The organism is Rhizobium sp. S163, from assembly GCF_030380805.1.
Classification (GTDB): domain Bacteria; phylum Pseudomonadota; class Alphaproteobacteria; order Rhizobiales; family Rhizobiaceae; genus Rhizobium.
In genome coordinates, this window is record NZ_JAUDSA010000012.1 from 267,468 (window position 1) to 288,988 (window position 21,521).

General features: G+C 61.6%; 18 protein-coding genes. 8 read left to right on the plus strand and 10 right to left on the minus strand.

Annotation, left to right across the window (positions count from 1 at the left end; all coding sequences use genetic code 11):
- The first annotated feature begins 121 nt into the window (after nucleotides 1-121).
- Nucleotides 122-1,330 carry a TIGR03862 family flavoprotein gene (locus tag QTL96_RS11145; protein ID WP_289727759.1) on the plus strand — a complete coding sequence of 403 codons (1,209 nt, stop codon included), beginning with the start codon at nucleotides 122-124 and terminating at the stop codon, nucleotides 1,328-1,330.
- Here QTL96_RS11145 and QTL96_RS11150 read toward each other — a convergent pair whose 3' ends face one another.
- The 5 genes from QTL96_RS11150 to panC form a co-directional block, all read right to left on the minus strand.
- Nucleotides 1,331-4,414: an efflux RND transporter permease subunit gene (locus QTL96_RS11150; protein ID WP_289727760.1), complete on the minus strand. Its 3,084-nt coding sequence runs from the start codon at nucleotides 4,412-4,414 to the stop codon at nucleotides 1,331-1,333.
- Nucleotides 4,411-5,487 carry an efflux RND transporter periplasmic adaptor subunit gene (locus QTL96_RS11155; RefSeq protein WP_112943338.1) on the minus strand — a complete coding sequence of 359 codons (1,077 nt, stop codon included), beginning with the start codon at nucleotides 5,485-5,487 and terminating at the stop codon, nucleotides 4,411-4,413. Before QTL96_RS11155 ends, QTL96_RS11150 begins: the two co-directional genes overlap by 4 nt.
- Complete coding sequence (locus tag QTL96_RS11160) at nucleotides 5,487-6,560, minus strand: efflux RND transporter periplasmic adaptor subunit (RefSeq protein WP_289727761.1); 1,074 nt, start codon at nucleotides 6,558-6,560, stop codon at nucleotides 5,487-5,489. The genes QTL96_RS11155 and QTL96_RS11160 overlap by 1 nt, the downstream gene beginning before the upstream one ends.
- A 304-nt stretch (nucleotides 6,561-6,864) precedes the next feature.
- Nucleotides 6,865-7,686, minus strand: a complete 822-nt coding sequence (gene panB, locus QTL96_RS11165; protein ID WP_289727762.1) for a 3-methyl-2-oxobutanoate hydroxymethyltransferase — start codon at nucleotides 7,684-7,686, stop codon at nucleotides 6,865-6,867.
- Nucleotides 7,686-8,555, minus strand: coding sequence for a pantoate--beta-alanine ligase (gene panC, locus QTL96_RS11170; RefSeq protein ID WP_112943341.1), 870 nt, complete (start codon nucleotides 8,553-8,555; stop codon nucleotides 7,686-7,688). Before panC ends, panB begins: the two co-directional genes overlap by 1 nt.
- Nucleotides 8,556-8,905: 350 nt before the next feature.
- On the opposite strand from panC, the gene QTL96_RS11175 reads away from it, so the two are divergent.
- On the plus strand, nucleotides 8,906-9,577 hold the full coding sequence (locus QTL96_RS11175) for a J domain-containing protein (RefSeq protein ID WP_112943599.1): 672 nt from the start codon (nucleotides 8,906-8,908) through the stop codon (nucleotides 9,575-9,577).
- A 24-nt stretch (nucleotides 9,578-9,601) separates the two neighbouring features.
- Here the strand turns inward: QTL96_RS11175 and QTL96_RS11180 are convergent, their stop codons facing one another.
- The 3 genes from QTL96_RS11180 to QTL96_RS11190 all read right to left on the minus strand — a co-directional run bounded on the left by QTL96_RS11180 (nucleotide 9,602) and on the right by QTL96_RS11190 (nucleotide 12,033).
- Nucleotides 9,602-10,636, minus strand: coding sequence for a Tim44 domain-containing protein (locus tag QTL96_RS11180; RefSeq protein WP_289727763.1), 1,035 nt, complete (start codon nucleotides 10,634-10,636; stop codon nucleotides 9,602-9,604).
- 107 nt (nucleotides 10,637-10,743) lie between these two features.
- Complete coding sequence (locus QTL96_RS11185) at nucleotides 10,744-11,202, minus strand: YbaK/EbsC family protein (RefSeq protein WP_112943343.1); 459 nt, start codon at nucleotides 11,200-11,202, stop codon at nucleotides 10,744-10,746.
- A gap of 39 nt (nucleotides 11,203-11,241) precedes the next feature.
- Nucleotides 11,242-12,033 carry a DeoR/GlpR family DNA-binding transcription regulator gene (locus QTL96_RS11190; protein WP_112943344.1) on the minus strand — a complete coding sequence of 264 codons (792 nt, stop codon included), beginning with the start codon at nucleotides 12,031-12,033 and terminating at the stop codon, nucleotides 11,242-11,244.
- A gap of 513 nt (nucleotides 12,034-12,546) precedes the next feature.
- On the opposite strand from QTL96_RS11190, the gene QTL96_RS11195 reads away from it, so the two are divergent.
- Complete coding sequence (locus tag QTL96_RS11195; protein ID WP_289727764.1) at nucleotides 12,547-14,040, plus strand: DegQ family serine endoprotease; 1,494 nt, start codon at nucleotides 12,547-12,549, stop codon at nucleotides 14,038-14,040.
- A 96-nt stretch (nucleotides 14,041-14,136) separates the two neighbouring features.
- On the opposite strand, the gene QTL96_RS11200 is transcribed toward QTL96_RS11195, so the two are convergent.
- Both QTL96_RS11200 and QTL96_RS11205 read right to left on the minus strand, forming a co-directional pair.
- The gene (locus QTL96_RS11200; RefSeq protein ID WP_113168220.1) at nucleotides 14,137-15,303 is read right to left on the minus strand and encodes a dihydrodipicolinate synthase family protein; all 1,167 of its coding nucleotides are present in this window, start codon (nucleotides 15,301-15,303) and stop codon (nucleotides 14,137-14,139) included.
- A gap of 10 nt (nucleotides 15,304-15,313) precedes the next feature.
- The gene (locus tag QTL96_RS11205; protein ID WP_289727765.1) at nucleotides 15,314-15,499 is read right to left on the minus strand and encodes a hypothetical protein; all 186 of its coding nucleotides are present in this window, start codon (nucleotides 15,497-15,499) and stop codon (nucleotides 15,314-15,316) included.
- Nucleotides 15,500-15,573: 74 nt separating this feature from the next.
- Between QTL96_RS11205 and QTL96_RS11210 the strand changes: the two genes are divergently transcribed.
- Genes QTL96_RS11210 through QTL96_RS11230 form a run of 5 tightly spaced genes read left to right on the plus strand, consistent with a single transcriptional unit; the run spans nucleotide 15,574 to nucleotide 21,520 of the window.
- On the plus strand, nucleotides 15,574-16,620 hold the full coding sequence (locus tag QTL96_RS11210; protein ID WP_112943347.1) for a LacI family DNA-binding transcriptional regulator: 1,047 nt from the start codon (nucleotides 15,574-15,576) through the stop codon (nucleotides 16,618-16,620).
- Nucleotides 16,617-17,621 (plus strand): Gfo/Idh/MocA family oxidoreductase, encoded by a 1,005-nt coding sequence (locus QTL96_RS11215; protein WP_112943348.1) that lies wholly within the window; start codon nucleotides 16,617-16,619, stop codon nucleotides 17,619-17,621. Before QTL96_RS11210 ends, QTL96_RS11215 begins: the two co-directional genes overlap by 4 nt.
- Nucleotides 17,622-17,626: 5 nt before the next feature.
- Nucleotides 17,627-19,240 carry an acyl CoA:acetate/3-ketoacid CoA transferase gene (locus QTL96_RS11220; protein WP_113009048.1) on the plus strand — a complete coding sequence of 538 codons (1,614 nt, stop codon included), beginning with the start codon at nucleotides 17,627-17,629 and terminating at the stop codon, nucleotides 19,238-19,240.
- Entirely contained in the window at nucleotides 19,233-20,012 is a 780-nt protein-coding gene (locus tag QTL96_RS11225; protein ID WP_112943350.1) for an enoyl-CoA hydratase/isomerase family protein, read from the plus strand. Before QTL96_RS11220 ends, QTL96_RS11225 begins: the two co-directional genes overlap by 8 nt.
- A complete protein-coding gene (locus QTL96_RS11230; protein WP_289727766.1) occupies nucleotides 20,006-21,520 on the plus strand; it encodes an aldehyde dehydrogenase family protein in 1,515 nt (504 codons plus the stop codon). Before QTL96_RS11225 ends, QTL96_RS11230 begins: the two co-directional genes overlap by 7 nt.
- Nucleotide 21,521: the final 1 nt, after the last annotated feature.

The following is a 21,521-nucleotide window of genomic DNA, read 5'->3' on the forward strand; positions in this document are numbered from 1 at the left end:
TTTGGTGCGCCCTGTTCGCATCGGCGTGTAACGTGATTGCGCGCCGCTCAGCCTTCGCGGGGTTGCGTATATTAAGCGCACGCGTCATGACGGGCCTGCGAGTTCAATTGCGGGCGAATATATGTCGGACAAAGAGGTAGCCATCATCGGCGGCGGACCGGCGGGGCTTATGGCGGCGGAAATCCTGTCTTCAGCCGGGCATAGGGTCACGGTCTACGACGCCATGCCGACCGTCGCCCGAAAATTCCTGCTCGCCGGAAAATCCGGCCTCAACATCACTCATTCCGAAGACTATCTGCGCTTTGCGACGCGCTTCGGCAGCGCGAACGGTCGGTTGCGCGATGCGCTCGACGCCTTTCGCCCTGACGACATCAGGCAATGGGCCGCCAATCTGGAGACCGAGACCTTTGTGGGAACCTCCGGACGTGTCTTTCCCATGGCGATGAAGGCATCGCCTCTCTTGCGCGCGTGGATCAGGCGGCTGGACGCGCAGGGGGTGACAATCCGGACGCGGCATCGATGGCAGGGCTTTTCTGATGGCGGCTATCTGTTCGAGACGACCGAAGGCGACCGCGTTGTGCGGCCCGATGCCGCCCTGCTCGCCCTTGGCGGCCAGAGCTGGCCGCGGCTTGGCTCGGACGGTCGCTGGGTCGATTGGTTGCGAAATGAGGCCGTTACGGTTCACGATTTCCAACCAGCCAATTGCGGCTTCGATGTCGACTGGAGCGCGGTGTTTCGCGAGCGCTTCGCCGGCGCTGCGGTCAAATCCGTGGTGGCAACCTCTCCAGCGGGATCGACGCAGGGAGAGTTCGTCGTTACCCAGCACGGCATAGAGGGAAGCCTAGTTTACGCCCATGCCGCGGCATTGCGAGACGCACTGACATCTGGACAGCCTGCCGAACTCATCGTCGACCTGATGCCCGGGCGGACGCTGGAGCGGATCGAGCGCGATCTCGCCAGGCAGGACGCCAAGACGAGCCTCGCCAACCGGCTGCGCAAAGGCGCCGGCCTTGATGGCGTCAAGGCTAACCTCGTTCGCGAATGCGGCGATGATGCCGACCTGCGCGACCCTGCGCGGCTAGCGCGGCTGATCAAGGCGCTGCCTGTACCCGTCGTCGCCCCGCGCCCGATCGCCGAAGCCATTTCGTCGGCGGGCGGCATCGCATGGGATGGGATCGACGAGCATTACATGCTGAAGCAGTGCCCCGGCCTTTTCGTCGCCGGTGAGATGATCGATTGGGAAGCCCCAACGGGCGGCTACCTGCTCACCGCGTGCTTCGCGACCGGTCGTGCGGCCGCGCGCGGCATCGCAGACTGGCTGCGGACCTGATCAACCTGCGCCTCCAGTCACTTCCCCTTCCATTGCATGCTCGCCTTCCGGCCGCTTGATCCGGAACCACGCAAGATAAAGCGCAGGCAGGAAAAGCAGCGTCAGCACCGTGCCGACGATGATGCCGCCCATCATGGCATAGGCCATCGGCCCCCAGAACACCTCGCGTGAAATCGGGATCAGCGCAAGGCTCGCCGCCGCCGCCGTCAGCAGGATCGGCCGCATTCGATGCTGCGTCGCCTCTCGCACCGCATCCCATGGATGATGCCCCTCGCGCCTGAGTTCCTCCACCTGCACAACAAGAATTACCGAGTTTCGGATCAGGATGCCGATCAAGGCTAGGATGCCAAGGATCGCCACGAAGCCCATCGGAGCGCCGCTCGACAATAGCGCGATCACAACGCCGATCAGGGCCAAAGGCGCGACCGCGAAGACCAGAAACAGCCGCGAGAAGCTTTGCAACTGGATCATCAGGATGGTCGCCATCGTAAACAGCATCATCGGCACCACGGCGGCGATCGGCGCCTGGCTCTTGGCGCTCTGTTCCACGCTGCCGCCCACCTCGACAGTAAAACCTGTTGGCAGTTGGGCGGTGTAGGCATCGATAGGCTTGGCCAATTGGTCGACAACCGTCGCCGGCTGCTTGTTGTCGATAACGGCGGCCTTGATCGTGACGGTCGCCAGGCGGTCGCGGCGCCAGATCCTCGGCGGCTCGGTCTCGTAGCGGAAATTCGCGATCGCCGCCAAGGGAACAGAGTTGCCGTTGCTGGTGCGTAGCTGCAGGTCGCGCAACGTCTCGATCGACCGCCGCTCGGATGCCTGGGCGCGCGCGAGAACAGTGATCAGATAGATATCGTCGCGCACCTGCGTGACTGACGCGCCGCCGACAATACCATTCAGTGCCGACGCTATATCCTCCGAGGTGACGCCGAGTTGACGCGCCTTGTCCTGGAGAACATCGACCTTGACGACACGCTGCGGCTCGTTCCAGTCGTAAACCACATCGCCGAGCGACCGATTCTGGCTCATGACCGCGCCGAGTTCCAGCGCGCGCTGGCGAACCCCTTCGATATCAGGACCGCTGAGACGATAGGCGACTGGGCGGCCGACCGGCGGACCGATGTCGAGTAGCTTCACATAGGCGTCGGTGCCGACGAAGGCCTTGGTAAGATACTCCTGAAGATCCACGCGCAGCTTGTCGCGTACTTCAAGGCTCTTGGTAATGATCACCACCTGACCAAAAGACGGGCTCGGCGGCTGCACGTCGAAAGAGAGCACAAAGCGTTGCGCGCCCTGCCCCACATAGGTGGACCAGCGCTCGATATCGGGATTGCCTTGCAGCTTCTCCTTCTCGAACTTCGCCATCTGCTGATCGGTTTCGTTGATCGAGGCGTTATTGGGTAGTGAAAAGTCGACAATCAGTTCCAGTCGGTCGGACGACGGAAAGAACTGCTCCTGGACGAAGCGCATGCCGTAGACCGCGCAGGCAAACGCGATGACCGTCGCCGCGATGGTAACCCAGCGGAAGCGCATGCAGACATCGAGGATCTTCGCGAAGCCGTTGGCAAACCATCCGCTCTTCTCCTCGTGCCGCTTCATCGTCTTGGGCAGGATGGTCACCCCAAGCAGGGGCGCGAACACCACCGCCACGATCCACGACACAACCAGCGACACCGCGATGACAACAAAAAGCGAGAAGGTGAACTCGCCGGCCGCGCTGTTGTTGAGCCCGACAGGCATGAAGCTCGAGACGGTGACCAAGGTTCCCGTCAACATCGGAAAGGCCGTATGCGAGTATACGTAGGTCGCAGCCTTGGTGATCGGATCGCCGGCTTCAAGCCGCGCGACCATCATTTCCACGGCAATCATCGCGTCATCGACAAGCAAGCCAAGCGCGATGATCAGTGCGCCAAGCGAGATGCGCTGCAGCGAGATGCCGTCATATTCCATGAAGACGAAGGTGATTGCCAAGGTCAGTGGGATCGCGAAGGCGACCACCAGCCCGGCACGCCAGCCGAGACTGACGAAGCTCACCAAGAGCACGATTATGATCGCTTCCGCCAGCGCTCGCGTGAACCCCGACACCGCCTCTTCGACGATAACAGGCTGGTCGGCGACGAGATGTGGCTCAATGCCGATCGGCAGCGTCGCATGCACCTTGCGCAACTCGGTCTGCAGCGCCTTGCCGAACTCAAGCAGATTGGCGCCCTGCTTCATGCCGATGGCCAGTGCAATCGCCGGCATGCCGTTAACGCGAAAGAGAGCCGTGGGCGGATCCGTATAGCCGCGCGTGATGGTCGCGATGTCGCTCAGCCGGAAGAAGCGGTTGTTGACCTGCAGATTGACGCTGCGCAGACTGTCTTCCGAGGTGAACTGGCCGCTGACACGCAGGCTGACACGCTCGCCTTGTGCCTGCAGCACGCCCGATGGCGTGATCGCGTTCTGCGATTGCAACGTGTTGAGGACATCAGCCTGGCTGATGCCGAGCGCTGCGAGTTGGCGGGTCGAGAATTCGAGGAAGATTACCTCGTCCTGCGCCCCGACGAGATCAACCTTCCCAACATTGGGGACAGTCAGGATACTACGGCGCACGCTCTCAACATAGTCACGCAGCTGGCGCTGCGTGAATCCGTCGGCGGTGAAGGCGTAGATGTTACCGAAAACGTCGCCGAAGCGATCGTTGAAGGTAGGCGCTTGCACGCCCGAGGGAAATTGCCCTTCGATATCGCTGATCATGTTACGAACGTTCACCCAGATCCCAGGCACATCGCGTGCTTTGGTGGAATCTTTCAGATAAACAAACACCGTCGTCTGGCCCGCAATCGTCAGCGAATTGGTATAGTCGAGCGAATCCAATTCCTCGAGCTTGCGCTCGATGCGTTCGGTGACCTGCCTCGTGGTCTCCTCGGCGGAAGCGCCGGGCCACTGCGTGGAGATCGTCATCGTCTTGATGGTGAAGTTCGGATCTTCCTCGCGCCCGAGGTTCATGTAGGAGAAAATCCCGAGCAGTGCGAAGACGATCATGAAGTACCAGATCATCGACCTGTGTTCGAGCGCCCAGTCGGAGAGGTTGAACTTGTTCATGAGCGCGCACCACCCTCGACCTTGATCTTCTGCCCCTCTTTCAAGCTATGAACGCCGGCGATGACGACGCGTGTCCCCGGCTCCAGACCCGAGACGACCTCCGGATGCGCCGACGTTTTGTCACGGAGCTTCACCTCCTGGGATCGAACGGTTTCGGCTTTCTCATCAACAATCCAGACCAGGGTCTTGCCGTCCTGATTGAGGACTGCCGAAGCCGGCACGAAGAGCTTTTTGATATCGCGGGCCTGCCGGATAGCCGTGATTGTTGTTCCTATCCTGAAGGCATCCGGCGGGTTCTGCAGCGCTATCTTAACGCGGCGGGTGCGTGTGGCGGCATCTGCTGTCGGCGCCACCTCGCGCACCACACCTGCCGACGTGATCGATGGATTGATCTGAAGCAGGATGGAATAGGCATCCCCTATCGCGGGGATCAGTTCGCCCTCGGGAATGTCAATGACCGCATCGCGTTCGCCGGGCATGGCGACCGTCAGCACGGATTCGCCAGCCGATACCACCTGCCCGACTTCGACGGAGGTGGCGGTCACGACCCCGTCGAAGGTCGCGAGAAGCTGCGCGTAGGAGAGATCCTCGTTCGACTTGTCGAGCGTGGTCTGTGCCTGCACCACGGCCGACTGCGCGGTCTGGGTCGCCTGAACGCTGCTCTCGAGGCTGGACTTAGTAGCCGTTCCGCCCTGGAAGGTGGCGCGGGCACGTTCTTCGGTGGATCTCGCATTGGCGAGCTGCGCCTGCGCATTGGCTAGCTGCGCCTGTGCCGATCTGACCGCAAGCTCCAGCGAAGTCGGCTCAAGGGAGGCCAGTAGCTCGCCCTTCGTCACGACATCGCCCGTGTTGACGTCGCGTGCCACCATAAGCCCACCGACGCGAAAGCCGAGCGGTGTCTCCGTCTTCGGCGCGACCGTTCCGGCAAAGCTCGGGGTCGGCAAGTCCGATAGCTCGACGATGCTAGACAGGACCGGCCTTATCGGGGGCGCGCTCTCCTTTTCTTCGCTGCATGCGCTGAGCGCTATGATCATGGGGATGACAAGAAGCTTCGGGATAGAAGACCGCCGCATCAGCTCTGCCCTCCTTCGACCGTCACCTTCTGACCCGGTCGCAGCATCTTGCCCCCATCGGTTACGACCATTTCGCCGGCATCGAGCCCGCCCGATATGATCACGCGGCCGGTCTCGTAGGTCGCGACCTTGACGGGCTTCAGGCCGACGGTTTCATCCTTCGGATCGATGATCCAGACCGCCGGTTTGCCGTCAATGGCAAACAATGCGGTCCAGGGCAGGATGATCATCTTCGTCGGCGCCGATTGCGCGAAGCCCGTTACCGGTGCCCCCAGCGTCATCCTCGGTGGCGTCTCTTCGAGCGTGATCTTGACGCGCACGGTGCCGGTGGAGGTGTCGATCGTCGGCGAGATCTCGCTGACCTTCCCGAAGGCAGTGACATTAGGATCGCTGACGAGCGCGATCTCGACCCTCGGCGCATCGGGTTTTGACTGCAGCAGCGTCTCGTAGATGTAAAACACCGCGTCGCGCGGCCCGTCCTGCGCCAGGGTGAACGCCGTCTGCGCAGCCTGCATCACTTGGCCGACTTCGACATTGCGGGCGGTGATAATGCCATCGGCATCCGTCTTCAGCTCTGTATAGCCGAGCGCATCCTTGGTCGTGCCGAGCTGCGCCTTGGCGTTGTCGAGCGAACCTTTCGACGTATCGAGGGCGGTTGCTGCCTGATCGTAGGATTCCTTAGAGATCGAACCGCTGGCAAGCAGCGTCTTGCGCCGCTCGAACTCCGAGGTCGCCTGCTCGACATCGGCCTGCGCTGCAACGAGCGCGGCCTGCGCGGCCTCAACATCGGCCTTCTGCTGCTGCGGATCGACCCGCGCGATCACCTGCCCGGCGGTCACGTGCGCGCCGACATCGGCGGTCCACTCGGTGACCTTGCCGCTGACGCGAAACGAGAGATTGGATTCAATATGGGCGGCGATCGCGCCGGTGAGCTTGATGCTGTAGCGGAAATCCTGAAACGCGACCGGCTCCGCATGCACTGGAATGGTCAGTTCGGCGGGCTCGCCGCCTTCTCTTTGGCAGGAGGTGAACGAGAGGCTTAAAAGAAGCAGGCTGAACGTCTTGATGTGCATCTTAGGAGTTCCCCCGAATTCCAAAACTGACGCAAGCTGAGTAGGCCTTATTGGCGCTGAGGACCTGTCGGCGGATGGCCTAAGGCTACAGCAATGAATTCACTCCTAAAAAGTCTTATAATCGCTGCGAACGCACCGGGATCGACATCACACCGTCATTGCTTCACCAGAACACGACCTGTGACATCATCAGGAAGCGACTTGCACATGAAGCATGCTGACTGTAGCGCACTTCCGCAAAGATGCAATTTCCGCGGAAGGCCCGCGACGAAAGATCGCTCAAGCGTGCAAAAGGCGCACGCGTTCACTTACGTGGCTGGAAGGTGTGTTCCACGCCCGGAAAGCGGCCGGCGCGGACGTCTTCGGCATAGGTCTCCACCGCCTGCGACACGAGCGAACCGAGCTCGGCAAAGCGCTTGACAAAGCGCGGCTTGAAATCGCTGAACAAGCCCAGCATATCATCCGACACCAGCACCTGGCCATCGCAGGCGACAGACGCGCCGATGCCGATGGTGGGAATGGAAAGAGATGCCGTGATCTCGCGCGCCAGCGGTTCGACCGTTCCCTCTATGACGACGGCAAAGGCGCCCGCATCGGCCACCGCCGCCGCATCGCGGCGGATCTTCGTCACCTCCTGCTCCGAGTGCCCCAGCGACCGGAAGCCGCCAGCCGTGTTGACCAGCTGGGGCATCAACCCGATATGAGCGAAGACGGGCACGCCGCGCGATGTCATGAAGGCGATTGTCTCGGCCATCTCCTCGCCACCCTCGAGTTTGACCCCGTCGCAGCCTGTTTCCTGCAGGATGCGGACGGCATTGCGGTAGGCTTGCTCCTTGGATTCCTGGTAGCTGCCGAACGGCAAATCGACGATTACGCACGCGTGCGACGTGCCGCGCATGACCGCGCGGCCGTGAGCGATCATCATGTCGAGCGTGACGCCGACCGTCGTCTCCATGCCATAAAGCACCATGCCCAGGGAATCGCCGACCAAAAGCAGATCGCAATGCGGATCCAGAAGGCGCGCAATCGGCGTTGTGTAGGCGGTGAGGCAAACGACGCGATCTCCTCCCTTCATCGAGCGGATCGAGGCCGTGGTCAGTCGCTTTTGCTTGCCCTGCGCGCTCATCAGGCGGTCCTCGACTGCGCTGTCAGGCCAATGACGCGATTATCGAGCAGCCGCGTGCTGCCGATGCGCACGAAAAGTGCCACGAGTGCCGGCGCCGATTGCAGCGAGGTCAGCGGTTCGAGTGTTTCGGGATGCCTGACGGCGACGACCTCAGCGCTTGCGAGCGGTTCGGATGCGACAAAGCGGTTCAAAGCGGCTTCCAATTGCGCGGGGTCATTACAGCCTCCGGCGTAGAGCCGGGCCGCTTCGTCGAGCGTCCGCGGCACGATGACGGCAGCGGCGCGCTCCGTCTCGCTCAGGTAGACATTTCGGGAGGAGCAGGCCAGGCCATCGGCCTCGCGCACGGTCGGCACTGCGACCACATTGACGGGTTGCGCGAGATCCTCGACCATCCGCTTGATCACCACGACCTGCTGGTAATCCTTCTCGCCGAAATAGGCGGCATGCGGCTGGACAATATTGAAGAGCTTGGTGACGACAGTCGCGACACCGGCAAAATGACCTGGGCGAACCTCGCCCTCCAACTGCCGGCCAATCTCCGGCACATCGACAACCGTCAGCATCGGGTGCGGATACATGTCCGTCACCTCGGGCGCAAACAGAAAGTCGACGCCGGCATTCTTTAGAAGCGCAGAATCCCGCTCGAGATCGCGCGGATAACGTGCAAGATCCTCGTTGGCGCCGAACTGCAGCGGATTGACGAAAATCGACACCACGGTCACGTCGTTTTCAGCCTTGGCGCGCGAGACGAGTTCCATGTGACCGACATGCAGAAAGCCCATGGTCGGCACCAGACCGATCTTTTTGCCCTCACGTCGATCGATCCTAAGGCACGCCCTAAGATCCGCTATCGATTTGATAATACGCACGAAACCGTCCTCCGAAGCTCTCCACCAGCAGAGCTAGTGCAAGAAGGTGGCGGATAGAACTCGATTTGACTGACAGCGTCAACGCAAGCGCCGGCATTATATCGATTAAGCATTCCTTCGGCATCCGATTTTCCTATGGATCTGATTTCCGAGCGGAAAACGATGTGGCAAGCCGGTGCGTCCAATCAAACTGTGGACAGACGGTGGATGCCTTCAGCCAATCCGGGCGTTCACGCAAACTTATGTATTCTTTTGTCCAAACTCTGCCCCAGTGATGGTAGAAGAACGGCATTGATAGACGAATGCCCTTCACGGGTGTCACGACGATGTCCGACAGCAGCGGAGGGACAGTGACCAATCCATACGAGATTCTCGGTGTCCGCAGGGACGCGAGCGATGACCAGATCAAATCTGCCTACCGTAGGCGCGCGAAGTCGACGCATCCGGATTCCGGTGGCGATCCCAACGCATTCGGGCGGGTGCAAAAGGCCTATGAACTGCTGCTGGATCCCGTTCGCCGCAAGGTGTTCGACGATACCGGCTATGACGTCGAACTCGCCGATCCCGTCGATCTGCAGGCGCTGATCGTCATCGAGAAACTCGTCAATGAGTTGACGCTGGATGAGCGCGAGCCCGGCACCTTCGATCCGCTCGCGCGCATGCGCGACGATCTCTCAGAGGACATGCGTAAGGCGCGCTTTTCCAAGCGCGAACTCGAGCGCCACGCCGCGCGTATCGAGCATCATCTGGAACGCCTAGAAAAGCGACCTTCGACCGACATTCTCGGCTCGATGCTACGCGCCCGCGTCAAGGCCATCGCCTCTGCGATCAGCGAGACGGAGGCCAAGATCAAGGCCAGCGAACGCGCCTGCGAGATGCTTTACGACTATGCGTATGAAGTCGACGTCAGCGAAAACGAAGAGGGCCTCCTCACAGAAGAGGAAGCCGCTCCAACAATTGCCGCGCCGCGTCGCGAAGATCGACCGCTTTGGGTCGTGCCTGCCGCAGCTCAGGAGGGCTGAAGCAGGACGTTAACGACATGGATATCAGGCAGCGCGCTGTTCGGTGCCCTGGATTGCCGCAAGCTTCCAGTCAGTGCCGGATTTGCGCACGAAGGTCCAGACCTCGGTGCTCTCAGTCGGCGAGCGCGTGTCGCCGCTGACCACCCGACCCCCATCACGCTCGACGACAGCATCGATGGACTGATAGCGCATGGCAAGCGTTGCGTAATCGGAACCGTCTTCACGCCAGGCTTCGGCGACATCGCCCTGCAGCAGCTTGACGTCGCTGACCTGGTTGCGAACGCCGTTGGAAGCGTTTTCGCCCAGTTCCTCGGCGAGATAGGACATGGCTTCCGGCGTGGTCAGCTTGCGCAGCGTGCCGTAGTCCTCGGCACCGTAGGCCGTCTGAACCTCGGTCAGGAGCCGTTCGAACCGGTCAAGGTCGTCAGGCTTAATCCCGATTTCGTCGCTCGGCTGATCGTTACGCGGCGGTTGCGGAGCGGCATTCGAGCCGCCGAGGCCAAAGCCGGCTGCACCGGAGCCGATGCTCGGAATGCGGAAAGACGAGTTGCCGTTCGATGCCATCGGGCTGACGCCGCTCGAACGCGCCGAGCCATAGGCCGGCTGCTGACCGCGATTGGCGAAGAAACGGACTGCGAGCATGACGGCGCCGGCGATCAGAGCGAACTGCAAGAGCATGCCGAGGAAGCCAAAGCCGCCGCCGAACCCGTGGCCAAGCAGCATGCCGAGCAAGCCGCCAGCAACCAGGCCGCCGATCATCGACCGGCCGAAGCCGCCAAACAGGCCACCACGCTGCTGAGCACCACCGAAGGCCGGCTGCGTCGCGGCGCCAGGCGCGTTGGTTTCAGGGCGCTGGCTCATCGAACGATCCATCGGAGCGGCAGGGGCCGGCGCGGTGCGGGTGACAGGCGGCGCCTGGAACGTGCGTGTACCGCGGCTACCGAAACCGGAGCTTCCTGCCCGCCGCGCATCCGCATCGCCGATGGACGCAAATACGGTAACGCCTGTCAGGGCGGCGATCGCCGCAACCTTGGCAAAACGCAAAACGGCACGAGGCATCTAAAGTCTCCCATATGGCAACAGTTGAGTTTCGCCTTCTTATATAGGTTTCTTTTTCTGCGTTTTAAGCTTTGCGTTGAATCTGGTTCAATTGTTCGTGTATCTGCCTATTGGCAAACGTCGACCCAGGTCGCCTTGGTCAACTCCGCCAGGCGATCCGTGGCGATCCGGACAGCCGAATTCGTCGATCCCGCGGCAGGCACCACCTCTTCAAATTGCTTGAGGGAAACGTCGCAATAAATGCGCAGCGGCGACGGAAGCCCGAACGGACAAACCCCGCCAACAGGGTGACTGGTCGCCGCGACGACCTCTTCGGCATTCAGCAGCCGCGCCTTGGTGCCGAACGTATCCTTGAACTTGCGATTGTCCAGCCGCGCCAGACCGCCCGCGACGACCAGGATCGGCGCGTCATCGAGACGCAGGCAGATCGTCTTGGCGATCTGCGCCGGATCGACCCCATGCGCCTCGGCCGCCTGCGCGACGGTCGCAGAACTCATTTCGGTTTCGACGATCTCGATATCGGGAGCGGATGCGCTGAGAAATGCACGGACGGTCTCTAGGCTCATGGGCAACAATCATCCTTGGTGGGAACACTGGAAAGCGTGTCACGCCAGCTCAGTCTGCGGCTGGCTTTGCGTGCTGGTCTCAATCAGCCGGACATCGTTCTCAAGACAGAACTGCCGCACGGATGGAACCGGGCAACGATCGGTAATAAAGGTGTGCACCTGGGAGAGCTGGGCAATCCTGACCGGCGCCGTGCGCTCAAACTTGGTGGAATCGGCGACCAGGATGACATGGCGGGCATTTGCGATGATCGCCTGTGCCACCTTCACCTCGCGGAAATCGTAATCGAGAAGCGCACCATCCTCATCGAGCGCGGAGGCGCCGATCACGGCGTAATCAACCTTGAACTGCCGGATGAAATCGACCGCCGCCTCGCCGACGATGCCGCCATCGGCGCTGCGCACCACGCCACCGGCAATCACAACCTCGATGGCCGGCAGCAACCTCAGCCGGTTGGCGACGTTGATGTTGTTGGTGATCACCATGAGCTCGTGATGATTGATGAGGGCTTCACCGACGGCCTCGGTTGTCGTGCCGATATTGATGAACAACGACGCGTTGTTGGGAATGAGGCTGGCGGCAGCCAGGCCGATGGCCTGCTTTTCGCTCGAGGCGATCTGACGTCGCGCTTCGTATTTGACGTTCTCCGTACCGCTCGGGAAGACCGCGCCACCATGCACTCGGGTCAAAATCTGGGCATCGCAGATGTCGTTGAGATCCTTGCGAATGGTTTGCGGCGTCACGGAGAAATGTGCTGCCAGATCCTCGACGAATATCCGGCCTTTCGACTTGGCCATATCGACGATTTCGGTTTGACGGTCGCTAAGGAACATTATGCGAGTGCTTTCGCTTCAGTTTCGTTTTCTGCCCGAATACCCATAACAGAGCACAAGCCAGCGCGCAAAATGACGATGATGAGTTTCGTTCATAACAAAATTCGCGGCTTGGGTCACTTTAGTGTGTATCGACGCGCCGATGGTGCCGCGCTAGGGAAGCCCCGCGTCCCAGCCCTGCGGCGGACCACGCAATGCCCCCCAAGGCTCTTCCGCGATCGGCAGCTTGTCCGAGGACAAAGCATGGCCGATCGCGGTCGAAATCCCCCCTTAAAACCACCCATAGACCGGCCGGAGAAGAGCATTCGGCCTGCGATAGTCGTCGCATTCGCGCGCGCGACATATACTAGGCGTCACATCATTAAACTCTTGTAATAAATGACGAAAACGTAACAATTACCTAATCTATATTTAATTTGAAAATACATCCTGGTCGGCAGATATGTATCTCACGCGTCTACTACTGGTGAAAGCCATCACGCGATCGAGCAACACATATAAAGGACAGACATCATGTCAAACATCCTCAATCGCCGCCGGTCAGCAGCCCTTCTCGGTGCGGCAATCATCGTTGGCGCGGCCTCGCTTCCTTATGCGTTCGAAACGTCACCGGCCGTAGCGTCGCCGGCGTCGGTCGCCACCTCCCCCAACGGCAGCGGTTCTTTTGCCGATGTCGTCGATGCCGACAAGCCGGCCGTGGTGACCATCGTGACGACGATGAAGGCATCGGGCGCCGATGACAGCACCGACAATTCCGAGATGCAGCAGCAGTTCAAGCAGTTCTTCGAGCAGCAGGGGATTCCAGTGCCGCATCAGGCACCGCAATCGGGTGAGCATGCGCAGGCCCTCGGCTCCGGCTTCATCGTCAGCCCGGACGGCTACATCGTCACCAACAACCACGTCATCGCCAACGCCACCGATATCAAGGTAACGCTCGACGACGGCACGGAACTGCCCGGCAAGCTGATCGGCGCCGACGCTAAGGCCGATTTGGCCGTGGTCAAGATCGAGGCCCCGAAGGCCCTGCCGACCATCGCCTGGGGCGATTCCGGCAAGCTGAAGCTCGGCGACCAGATTCTGGCGATCGGCAACCCCTTCGGCATCGGCACGACCGTGACGGCCGGCATCGTCTCGGCACGCGGCCGCGATCTGCACAGCGGCCCATATGACGACTTCATCCAGATCGATGCGCCGATCAACCACGGCAATTCGGGCGGTCCGCTCGTTGATCGCGACGGTCATGTCGTCGGCATCAACACCGCCATCTATTCGCCGAACGGCGGCAGCGTCGGTGTCGGCTTCGCGATCCCATCGGATGAAGCCAAGACGATCGTCGCCAAGCTGCAGAAGAACGGCTCCATCGAGCACGGCTATCTCGGCGTTCAGATCCAGGGCATCACACAGGATGTCGCCGATGCGATCGGTCTTGCCAAGCCGCAAGGCGCGCTCGTCGCCGACGTCTCGGAAGGCTCACCCGCTGCCAAGGCTGGTCTCAAGGCTGGCGACGTCGTCACCAACGTCGGAAGCGACAGCGTGACATCGCCGAAGGATCTCTCGCGCCTGGTGGCAGATCTGTCGCCTGGCGACAAACAGACCGTCACGGTCTGGCGCGGCGGCAAGAGCGTCGACTTGAAGGTCTCGATCGGCGGTGGCGATGACGGACAGCAGCTCGCAAGCGCAGGCGGCACCGAAAAGCATGCTCAGAGCGGGCCGAGGATCGGCGTTGCACTTGCCGACCTCACCCCCGATATCCGCGCACAGCTTGGCCTGTCGCAGAAAATCGAGGGCGCGGTCATCGCCAACGTGTCGCCGGACAAGCCCGCCGCGAAGGCCGGCCTACAGACCGGAGACATCATCCTGTCGGTGAACGATAAGACCGTTCACGACGCGAGTGAAGCTAAGAACGCGGTGGCGGATGCAGCAAAGACCGAGAAGAAGTCCGTGCTGCTCCTCGTACAGCGAGGCGGCAACAAGACCTTCGTGGCTGTTCCCTTCGCTGCGGCCTAGCGTTCGGGAGGACCGGCGTCACCACACGCCGGTCCTTTTATTAATTTGAGACAGGACTATGCCGATCATCATAAGCCAGGCGGCTTTCCGCCTGGCTTATTGCACGCCGAAGACGCCGACGAAGTTCTTCATGCGCTCAGCCGCCAACTCCGGCCGATCGAGCACATTTGCCTTGTCGGCTAGGCGGAAGATATCCGCATAGTGATTGATGCCGCGCGCCGATTGCATGCCGGCGGGCAGGCTGAAATGGCGTTGGTGGCCGTTCAGCCACGCCAGGAAGACCACGCCTGCCTTGTAGTATTGCGTGGGCGCCTCGAAGATCTTGCGCGACAGCGGCACCGTTGGCTCGATCACGGAGCGGAAGGTCGTGGTATCACCCGCCGCCAGCGACGCGAGCGCCTTGGAGGCAGACGGCGCCACGGCGTCGAAAATACCGAGAAGCGCGTGGCTGTAGCGTTTGCCATCACCCTCGATCAATTCAGCGTAATTGAAGTCGTCACCGGTGAAGCACATTACCGCCTCTGGAAGACGGTCGCGAAGCTGCACTTCCTTGGCGTTGTCGAGCAACGAGATCTTGATACCTTCGACCTTGCTCCGGTTTTCATTGATGATATCAAGCGCGCATTTGAGTGCTGGCTCGAAATCAACGCTTCCCCAATAGCCGGCAAGGTTCGGATCGAACATGTCACCCAGCCAGTGCAGGACAACCTTGTCCTTCGCCTGCGAGAGAATGCGGCTGTAGACCTTGATGTAATCGTCAGGTGATTTGGCGACGCGGGCAAGCGCGCGGCTCGCCATCATGATGGCGCGACCACCGTGTTTTTCCACGAACTCGATCTGCGTTTCGTAGGCCTTGATGACGTCATCCAGCGAGCGCGCATCGGCGGCAGCTAGATGGTCTGTGCCAGCGCCGCAGGCAAGATCGGCACCATCGACATGGCGCGCCTCTTCCAGCGACCGGCGAATGAGCTCCTGCGCACCTGCCCAATCAAGCCCCATCCCGCGCTGCGAGGTGTCCATGGCTTCGGCGATCTTGAAGCCTAGGCTCCAGAGATGGCGCCTGAAACCGATCGTCGTATCCCAGTCGATCGCCGGCTTGCCCCAGGGATCGAAATCCCGGCGCGGATCGGAGACGACGTGGGCCGCAGCATAGGCAATCCGATTGAATACCGGTGGCTTCGACGGCCGCTCGATCGGGGTTCCGACGAGGCGATATTCGCGAACAGCACCATCGGCGTCAGGCAGATTCAAGGTCAAGCTCATGGGGTCCTCCTCAAGACGTGGACAATGCAATAATTTGGATCGTTCCAAATTGCAAGCCTGTTTTATCCCATGGGAAGCACGCGCCACCTGTCGCTTTCAGCACGCCAGCAAGTGACGAAATCAGTTGTTTTCCGCCATTTTGCACCGCAACAGATACTTTCCGGTGAATTCCACCGGGAGCATCAGCGTCGACCAATTAACTCCGCTTGACAAAGTTGGAACGTTCCAATTATTAACAGGAAAAAAGGCGCTGGCTAAGGGAGGACATTCATGGGCAAGGGACGGGTCACCGTCATCGACATCGCGAAGGCTGCCGGCGTTTCCAAGTCGACCGTCTCGTTGGTGCTGCAAGCCTCGCCCCTGGTGAATGAGAGCACCCGTACGAAGGTCAACGCCGTCATGCGGGAGCTGGGCTATGTTTATAATCGCGGCGCGGCGAACCTTCGCCAGGCGAATGCGCGATCGAAGATCATCGGCATCGTCGTCAACGACCTCACCAATAGCTTCTTCGCCGAACTTGCCGTGGGCGTCGACACGGTCGTGCAGTCGGCCGGCTTCGTGCAATTCCTGTCAAACACCAGCGAGAGCATCGATCGCCAGCGCGAAGTCATAGCCTCGATGCGCGAGCATGGCGTCTCGGGCCTGATCATCTCGCCGGCGCGCGGCACCGAAGCGCTCGACTTGAAGCCGCTTGTCATGGCCGGCATTCCGGTCGTGCTCGTCGTTCGCAACATCCCCGGCGCCAAGGTGTCGTCGCTCGTCTCTGACAATCATGCCGGCACCTTTGCCGCCGTCGAGCATCTGGCAGCGCTCGGCCACAGCCGCATTGCATTCGTCGGGGGCTTTCCGGACACCGCCGTCTTCGACGAGCGCCTGGGTGGCTATCGCGACGCCATGTCGAAAACCGGCACCGGCTTCCAAGAGGAGCTTGTCGTCTCGTCCGCGCCATCGCGCGCTGGCGGCGTCGATGCGCTTGCACGCGCTATGGCCATGCCAGATCCGCCAACGGCCGCCGTCTGTTTTAATGATGCGGTTGCCTTCGGCGTCTGCGACGGGCTGAGAGCGCGCCGCATCGAGCCCGGCAAGAACTTCGCCGTCGTCGGCTTCGACGACGTGATCGAGGCAAAGACCACGGTGCCGGCACTGACCACCATCTCGGTCGATCCGCAGGGGATCGGCCAACGCGCCGCACAGATGCTGCTGAAGCAGATCAACGCTGGAAAGCCAGAAGCGGAATCAGCCGTGAGCTCGGTGCGCCTGATCGTGCGCGAAAGCTGCGGCGCGGCGATGAACAAGCCTGGGAGGAAAATGGCATGACGGTTCGTTGGGGTCTCATCGGCGCGAGTACGATTGCGCGCGAATGGGTGATTGGAGCAATTCGCGCCACTGGCGGCGAGGTCGTCTCCATCATGAGCACCAGCCCGGAGCGCGCCCGCTCCTATGCCGCCGAGAATAATATCGGCAAGCACGTCTCCGATCTCGATGCTCTCCTCTCCGACCCCGAGATCGATGCTGTCTATATTTCGACCACCAACGAGCTGCACAGCGCCCAGGCAACTGCCGCCGCGCGCGCGGGAAAGCATATTCTCTGCGAAAAGCCACTGGCGCTTTCTCTCGAGGATGCTCATGCGATGACCAAGGCTGCAGATGAAGCGGGCGTCGTTCTCGCCACGAACCACCACCTGCGCAATGCCTCGACCCATACTGCGATGCGTGACGCAATCGCGGCCGGCCAGATCGGAAAGCCGCTCTCGGCACGCGTGTTCCACGCTGTTTACCTGCCGCCGCATCTGCAGGGCTGGCGGCTCGACAAGCCGCAGGCCGGCGGCGGGGTCATTCTCGACATCACCGTCCATGACACGGACACGCTGCGCTACGTGCTCGGACGAAACCCCGTCGAGGTGATCGCGTTTTCGCAGGCCGGCGGCATGGGCAAAGAAGGTCTAGAGGACGCCGTCATGGGCGTCATGCGCTTCGAGGACGATATCATCGCCCAGTTCCACGACGGCTTCACCACGAAATACGCCGAGACCGGTTTGGAGGTGCACGGCACAGAGGGCTCGCTGATCGGCCGCAATGTCATGACCCAGCGGCCAGATGGCACCGTCACCTTGCGGACCGCAGACGGCGAGCGGTCGCTGTCAGTCACCGGCGGCAATCTATACGAGACCGCGCTCACCGCATTTCACGCCGCCGTCGCCGGCAATGGAAAGCCGTCGGCAACGGCCAAGGATGGCATATGGTCGCTGGCAACGGGTCTCGCGGTTGCGCAAGCCGCGCGCACGGGTGCTGCGGTGCCGGTCAAGACAGGACTTTGAGAGAGATGAACAAGCACGTCACCCCATCGCAAGCTGCTGACCTGATCCCCGACGGCGCCGTTGTTTCGGTCTCCTCGTCCAGCGGCCTGGGCTGCCCCGACCTGATGCTTAAAGCGATCGGCGAGCGCTTCGAAGCAACAGGCCATCCGCGCGACATCACCACGCTGCACCCGATCGCCGCCGGCGACATGAGCGGGATCAAAGGCATCGACCACATCGCGCGCAAGGGTCTCCTGAAGCGGATCATCGGTGGCTCCTACCCCTCCGGCCCGTCGACCGCCGAACCGCCGCTGATCTGGCAAATGATTACCGGCAACGAGATCCCGGCCTATAACATCCCCTCCGGCGTGATGTTCGACATGCACCGCGAGGCGGCCGCCAAGCGACCCGGCGTTCTGACGAAAGTGGGGATGGACACATTCGTGGACCCGAAGCGTCAGGGCTGTGCGATGAACGCCGCCGCTCAGGAAACACCCGTGGTCAAGCGCGTCTCTTTCGAGGGAGACGACTGGCTGTATTTTCCGGCCATCACGCCCGATGTCACAATCATCAGAGCAACGACGGCTGACGAGCACGGCAACCTGACCTATGAGCACGAGGGCGCCTATCTCGGCGGGCTAGACCAAGCCCTCGCCGCGCGCAACAATGGTGGCATCGTCATCGCGCAGGTAAAGCGCATCACCAAGCAGGGCTCGCTGAAGCCACATGACGTGCGCGTGCCGGGTATGCTCGTGGACTACATCATTGTCGACCCAGAGCAGAAGCAGACGACACAGACGCTCTACGATCCTGCGATTTCAGGCGAAATCTTCCGCCCGCTCGATACGTTCCGCGTGCCCGAATTCAACATCCAGAAGGTAATTGCGCGTCGCGTCGCGCAGGAGCTTCAGGCCAACAGCTGCGTCAATCTCGGCTTTGGCATCTCGGCGAATGTGCCCCGCATCCTGATGGAAGAGGGCCAGCACGGGGCGGTCACCTGGGTGATCGAGCAAGGTGCGGTCGGGGGCGTTCCGCTGCTCGACTTCGCCTTTGGCTGCGCCTCGAACGCCGATGCCTACATGCCATCGCCCTACCAGTTCACCTATTTCCAGGGTGGCGGTTTCGACGCGTCGCTGTTGTCCTTCCTGGAGATCGGCCGGGATGGCTCGGTCAACGTCTCCAAGCTCTCCTTCCGTCCGCATGTGACGGCCGGAGCCGGCGGCTTCGTCGATATCACCGCACGTGCCCGCAAGATTGTCTTCTCCGGCATGTTCAATGCAGGCGCCAAGCTCAGCATCGCCGATGGCAAGCTTGTCATCGAGAAGGAAGGCAAGCTGAAGAAGCTGGTCAACGAGGTCGAACACGTGACCTTCTCCGGCCGCCGGGCGATCGAGCAGGGCCAGGACATCACCTATGTGACCGAGCGCTGCGTAATGAAGCTCATCGCCGACGGGATCGTCCTCACCGAAATCGCACCCGGCATCGACCTGCAGACGCATATTCTGGAACAATCGGAGTTCCCCCTCTTGGTCGCCAAGGAACTCAAGGTGATGGACGCCGGGCTCTTTGCCGAAGGGCCGATCGGATTGTCGCTGCCGGTAAAAAGTGCCCGCGTTCTGGAGGGCACCTTCCATGACTAGCGGAACCGTGCGCATCGACATCGACCGCTCTCTCGCTATCATGACCGTATCACGGCCCGAGAAGCTGAATGCGCTCGACCTCGACATGCTGAAGGCTCTGTCGGAAGCCGCCGACGCGGTGGAAGCCAATCCGGATGTGCATGTCGCCATCCTCACCGGCGAAGGCAAGGCCTTCTCGGCGGGCGGCGATATCAAGGCCTGGGGGCACATGGCGCCGCAGGAGTTCGGGCACGCCTGGGTGCGCTACGGCCATCGTGTCTTCGAGCGTCTCGCCACGCTTCGCGTACCCCTGATCGCCGCGCTGAACGGCCACGCGCTCGGCGGCGGGCTCGAGTTGGCAGGCCTTGCCGACATCAGGATCGCCGAAGAGCAGATCAAGATCGGCCTTCCGGAAACGGGCCTTGGAATGATCCCCGGCTGGTCGGGCACGCAGCGTCTCGTCAAGCGGTTCGGCGCGCAGATAGTGCGCAGGATGGCGCTGGGCGGCGAGATCTTCACGGCCGAGGAAGCCCGCCAGTCCGGCATGGTCGACATGGTCGTGGCCACCGGCACCGCTGTCGACGCGGCACGTGACTACGCACGCCGCGTCGCGACACGCGGACCGGCGGCACTCGAGATCACAAAGCTTATGATCGCATCGGCAAATGGCGAGGACAACGGTACGGCGGTTGAAGCGCTCGGCTCGATCCTGGTCGCCAAAACCGGCGACCTCAAGGAAGGCGTGACCGCGTTCAGCGAGAAGCGCCCGGCACAGTTCAAGGGAGAATGGTAATGACGGTTCTGGTCACCCCAAAGGCGCTCGCCAATCAGACGGTTCGTGACTTCAAGATGCTGATTGATGGCAAATGGATCGCCGGCAATGCCGCACCGATCGAGCGTGTCGCGCCGAGCCACGGCGTCGTCGTCAGCCGCTTTCAGACTGGTTCCAAGGCGGACGCCGAGCGCGCGATTGCAGCCGCGCGCAAGGCGTTCGACACCGGCCCTTGGCCGCGCATGACGGCATCGGAGCGCTCCGCGATCCTGCTCAAGGCCGCCGATCTCATCGCCGCCAGGGCCGATGAGCTTGCCTATCTCGATGCGATCGAGGCCGGCAAGCCGATCTCTCAGGTCAAGAGCGAGATCGCAGGATCGGTCGATATCTGGCGCTATGCCGCCGCCCTTGCCCGCGACCTGCATGGCGAAAGCTACAACACGCTCGGCGACGGCACACTCGGTGTCGTGCTGCGCGAGGCGATCGGTGTCGTCTCGATCATCACGCCGTGGAATTTCCCGTTCCTGATCGTCGGCCAGAAACTGCCCTTCGCGCTTGCGGCAGGCTGCACTTGCGTGGTCAAGCCGTCGGAACTGACCTCGGGCTCGACGATCGTGCTCGGCGAAATCCTGCAGGAAGCCGGCGTCCCCGATGGCGTCGTCAATATCGTGACCGGCACGGGCGCCGAAGTTGGCGCGATCATGACTGCACACCCCGACGTCGATATGGTTTCTTTCACCGGTTCGACCGGCGTTGGTAAGCTGACGATGACCAATGCGGCGCAAACGCTCAAGAAGGTCTCGCTGGAACTCGGCGGCAAGAACCCGCAGATCGTGTTCCCCGATGCCGACCTAGACGCCTTCATCGACGCGGCCGTGTTCGGCGCCTATTTCAACGCCGGCGAATGCTGCAATGCAGGCTCGCGGCTGATCCTGCACAAATCCATCGCGAGCGACGTGGTCGCGCGCGTGGCGGCGCTTGCCAAGCTTGTAAAGGTCGGCGACCCCCTGGATCTGACCACGCAAGTTGGCGCGATCATCACGCCGCAGCACTTCGACAAGATCGCCGGCTACGTCGCGGCGGCAAAAAGCGCCGGCGCCGAAGTCGCCCATGGCGGCGGGGCGCTGGATCTGGGCATGGGCCAGTTCATGGCACCGACCATTCTCTCTCAGGTCACGCCGGGGATGACGGTCGCGCGCGAGGAGGTGTTCGGGCCCGTCCTCTCTGTCCTCACCTTCGAGACCACCGAGGAGGCGATCGAGATCGCCAATTCCATCGATTACGGTCTCTCGGCCGGCGTCTGGAGCAAGGATTTCGATACATGCCTGACAATCGGGCGTAGAGTACGTGCGGGAACCGTCTGGATGAACACATTTATGGACGGCGCATCGGAGCTGCCGTTCGGGGGATACAAGCAGTCCGGCCTCGGCCGCGAACTCGGCCGCCATGCGGTGGAGGATTACACCGAGACGAAGACGCTCAACATGCATATCGGCAGCCGCACAAACTGGTGGATGCCCAGGAACTGAC

Bases quoted from the DNA above. Each gene is read 5' to 3' on its own strand.
- panB (WP_289727762.1), bottom strand. From the start codon at position 7,686: ATGAGCGCGCAGGGCAAGCAAAAGCGACTGACCACGGCCTCGATCCGC.
- QTL96_RS11230 (WP_289727766.1), top strand. From the start codon at position 20,006: ATGGTAATGACGGTTCTGGTCACCCCAAAGGCGCTCGCCAATCAGACG.
- QTL96_RS11195 (WP_289727764.1), top strand. From the start codon at position 12,547: ATGTCAAACATCCTCAATCGCCGCCGGTCAGCAGCCCTTCTCGGTGCG.
- QTL96_RS11180 (WP_289727763.1), bottom strand. From the start codon at position 10,636: ATGCCTCGTGCCGTTTTGCGTTTTGCCAAGGTTGCGGCGATCGCCGCC.
- QTL96_RS11155 (WP_112943338.1), bottom strand. From the start codon at position 5,487: ATGCGGCGGTCTTCTATCCCGAAGCTTCTTGTCATCCCCATGATCATA.
- QTL96_RS11150 (WP_289727760.1), bottom strand. From the start codon at position 4,414: ATGAACAAGTTCAACCTCTCCGACTGGGCGCTCGAACACAGGTCGATG.
- QTL96_RS11145 (WP_289727759.1), top strand. From the start codon at position 122: ATGTCGGACAAAGAGGTAGCCATCATCGGCGGCGGACCGGCGGGGCTT.
- QTL96_RS11185 (WP_112943343.1), bottom strand. From the start codon at position 11,202: ATGAGCCTAGAGACCGTCCGTGCATTTCTCAGCGCATCCGCTCCCGAT.
- QTL96_RS11200 (WP_113168220.1), bottom strand. From the start codon at position 15,303: ATGAGCTTGACCTTGAATCTGCCTGACGCCGATGGTGCTGTTCGCGAA.
- QTL96_RS11215 (WP_112943348.1), top strand. From the start codon at position 16,617: ATGACGGTTCGTTGGGGTCTCATCGGCGCGAGTACGATTGCGCGCGAA.
- QTL96_RS11160 (WP_289727761.1), bottom strand. From the start codon at position 6,560: ATGCACATCAAGACGTTCAGCCTGCTTCTTTTAAGCCTCTCGTTCACC.
- QTL96_RS11225 (WP_112943350.1), top strand. From the start codon at position 19,233: ATGACTAGCGGAACCGTGCGCATCGACATCGACCGCTCTCTCGCTATC.
- QTL96_RS11210 (WP_112943347.1), top strand. From the start codon at position 15,574: ATGGGCAAGGGACGGGTCACCGTCATCGACATCGCGAAGGCTGCCGGC.
- QTL96_RS11190 (WP_112943344.1), bottom strand. From the start codon at position 12,033: ATGTTCCTTAGCGACCGTCAAACCGAAATCGTCGATATGGCCAAGTCG.
- QTL96_RS11220 (WP_113009048.1), top strand. From the start codon at position 17,627: ATGAACAAGCACGTCACCCCATCGCAAGCTGCTGACCTGATCCCCGAC.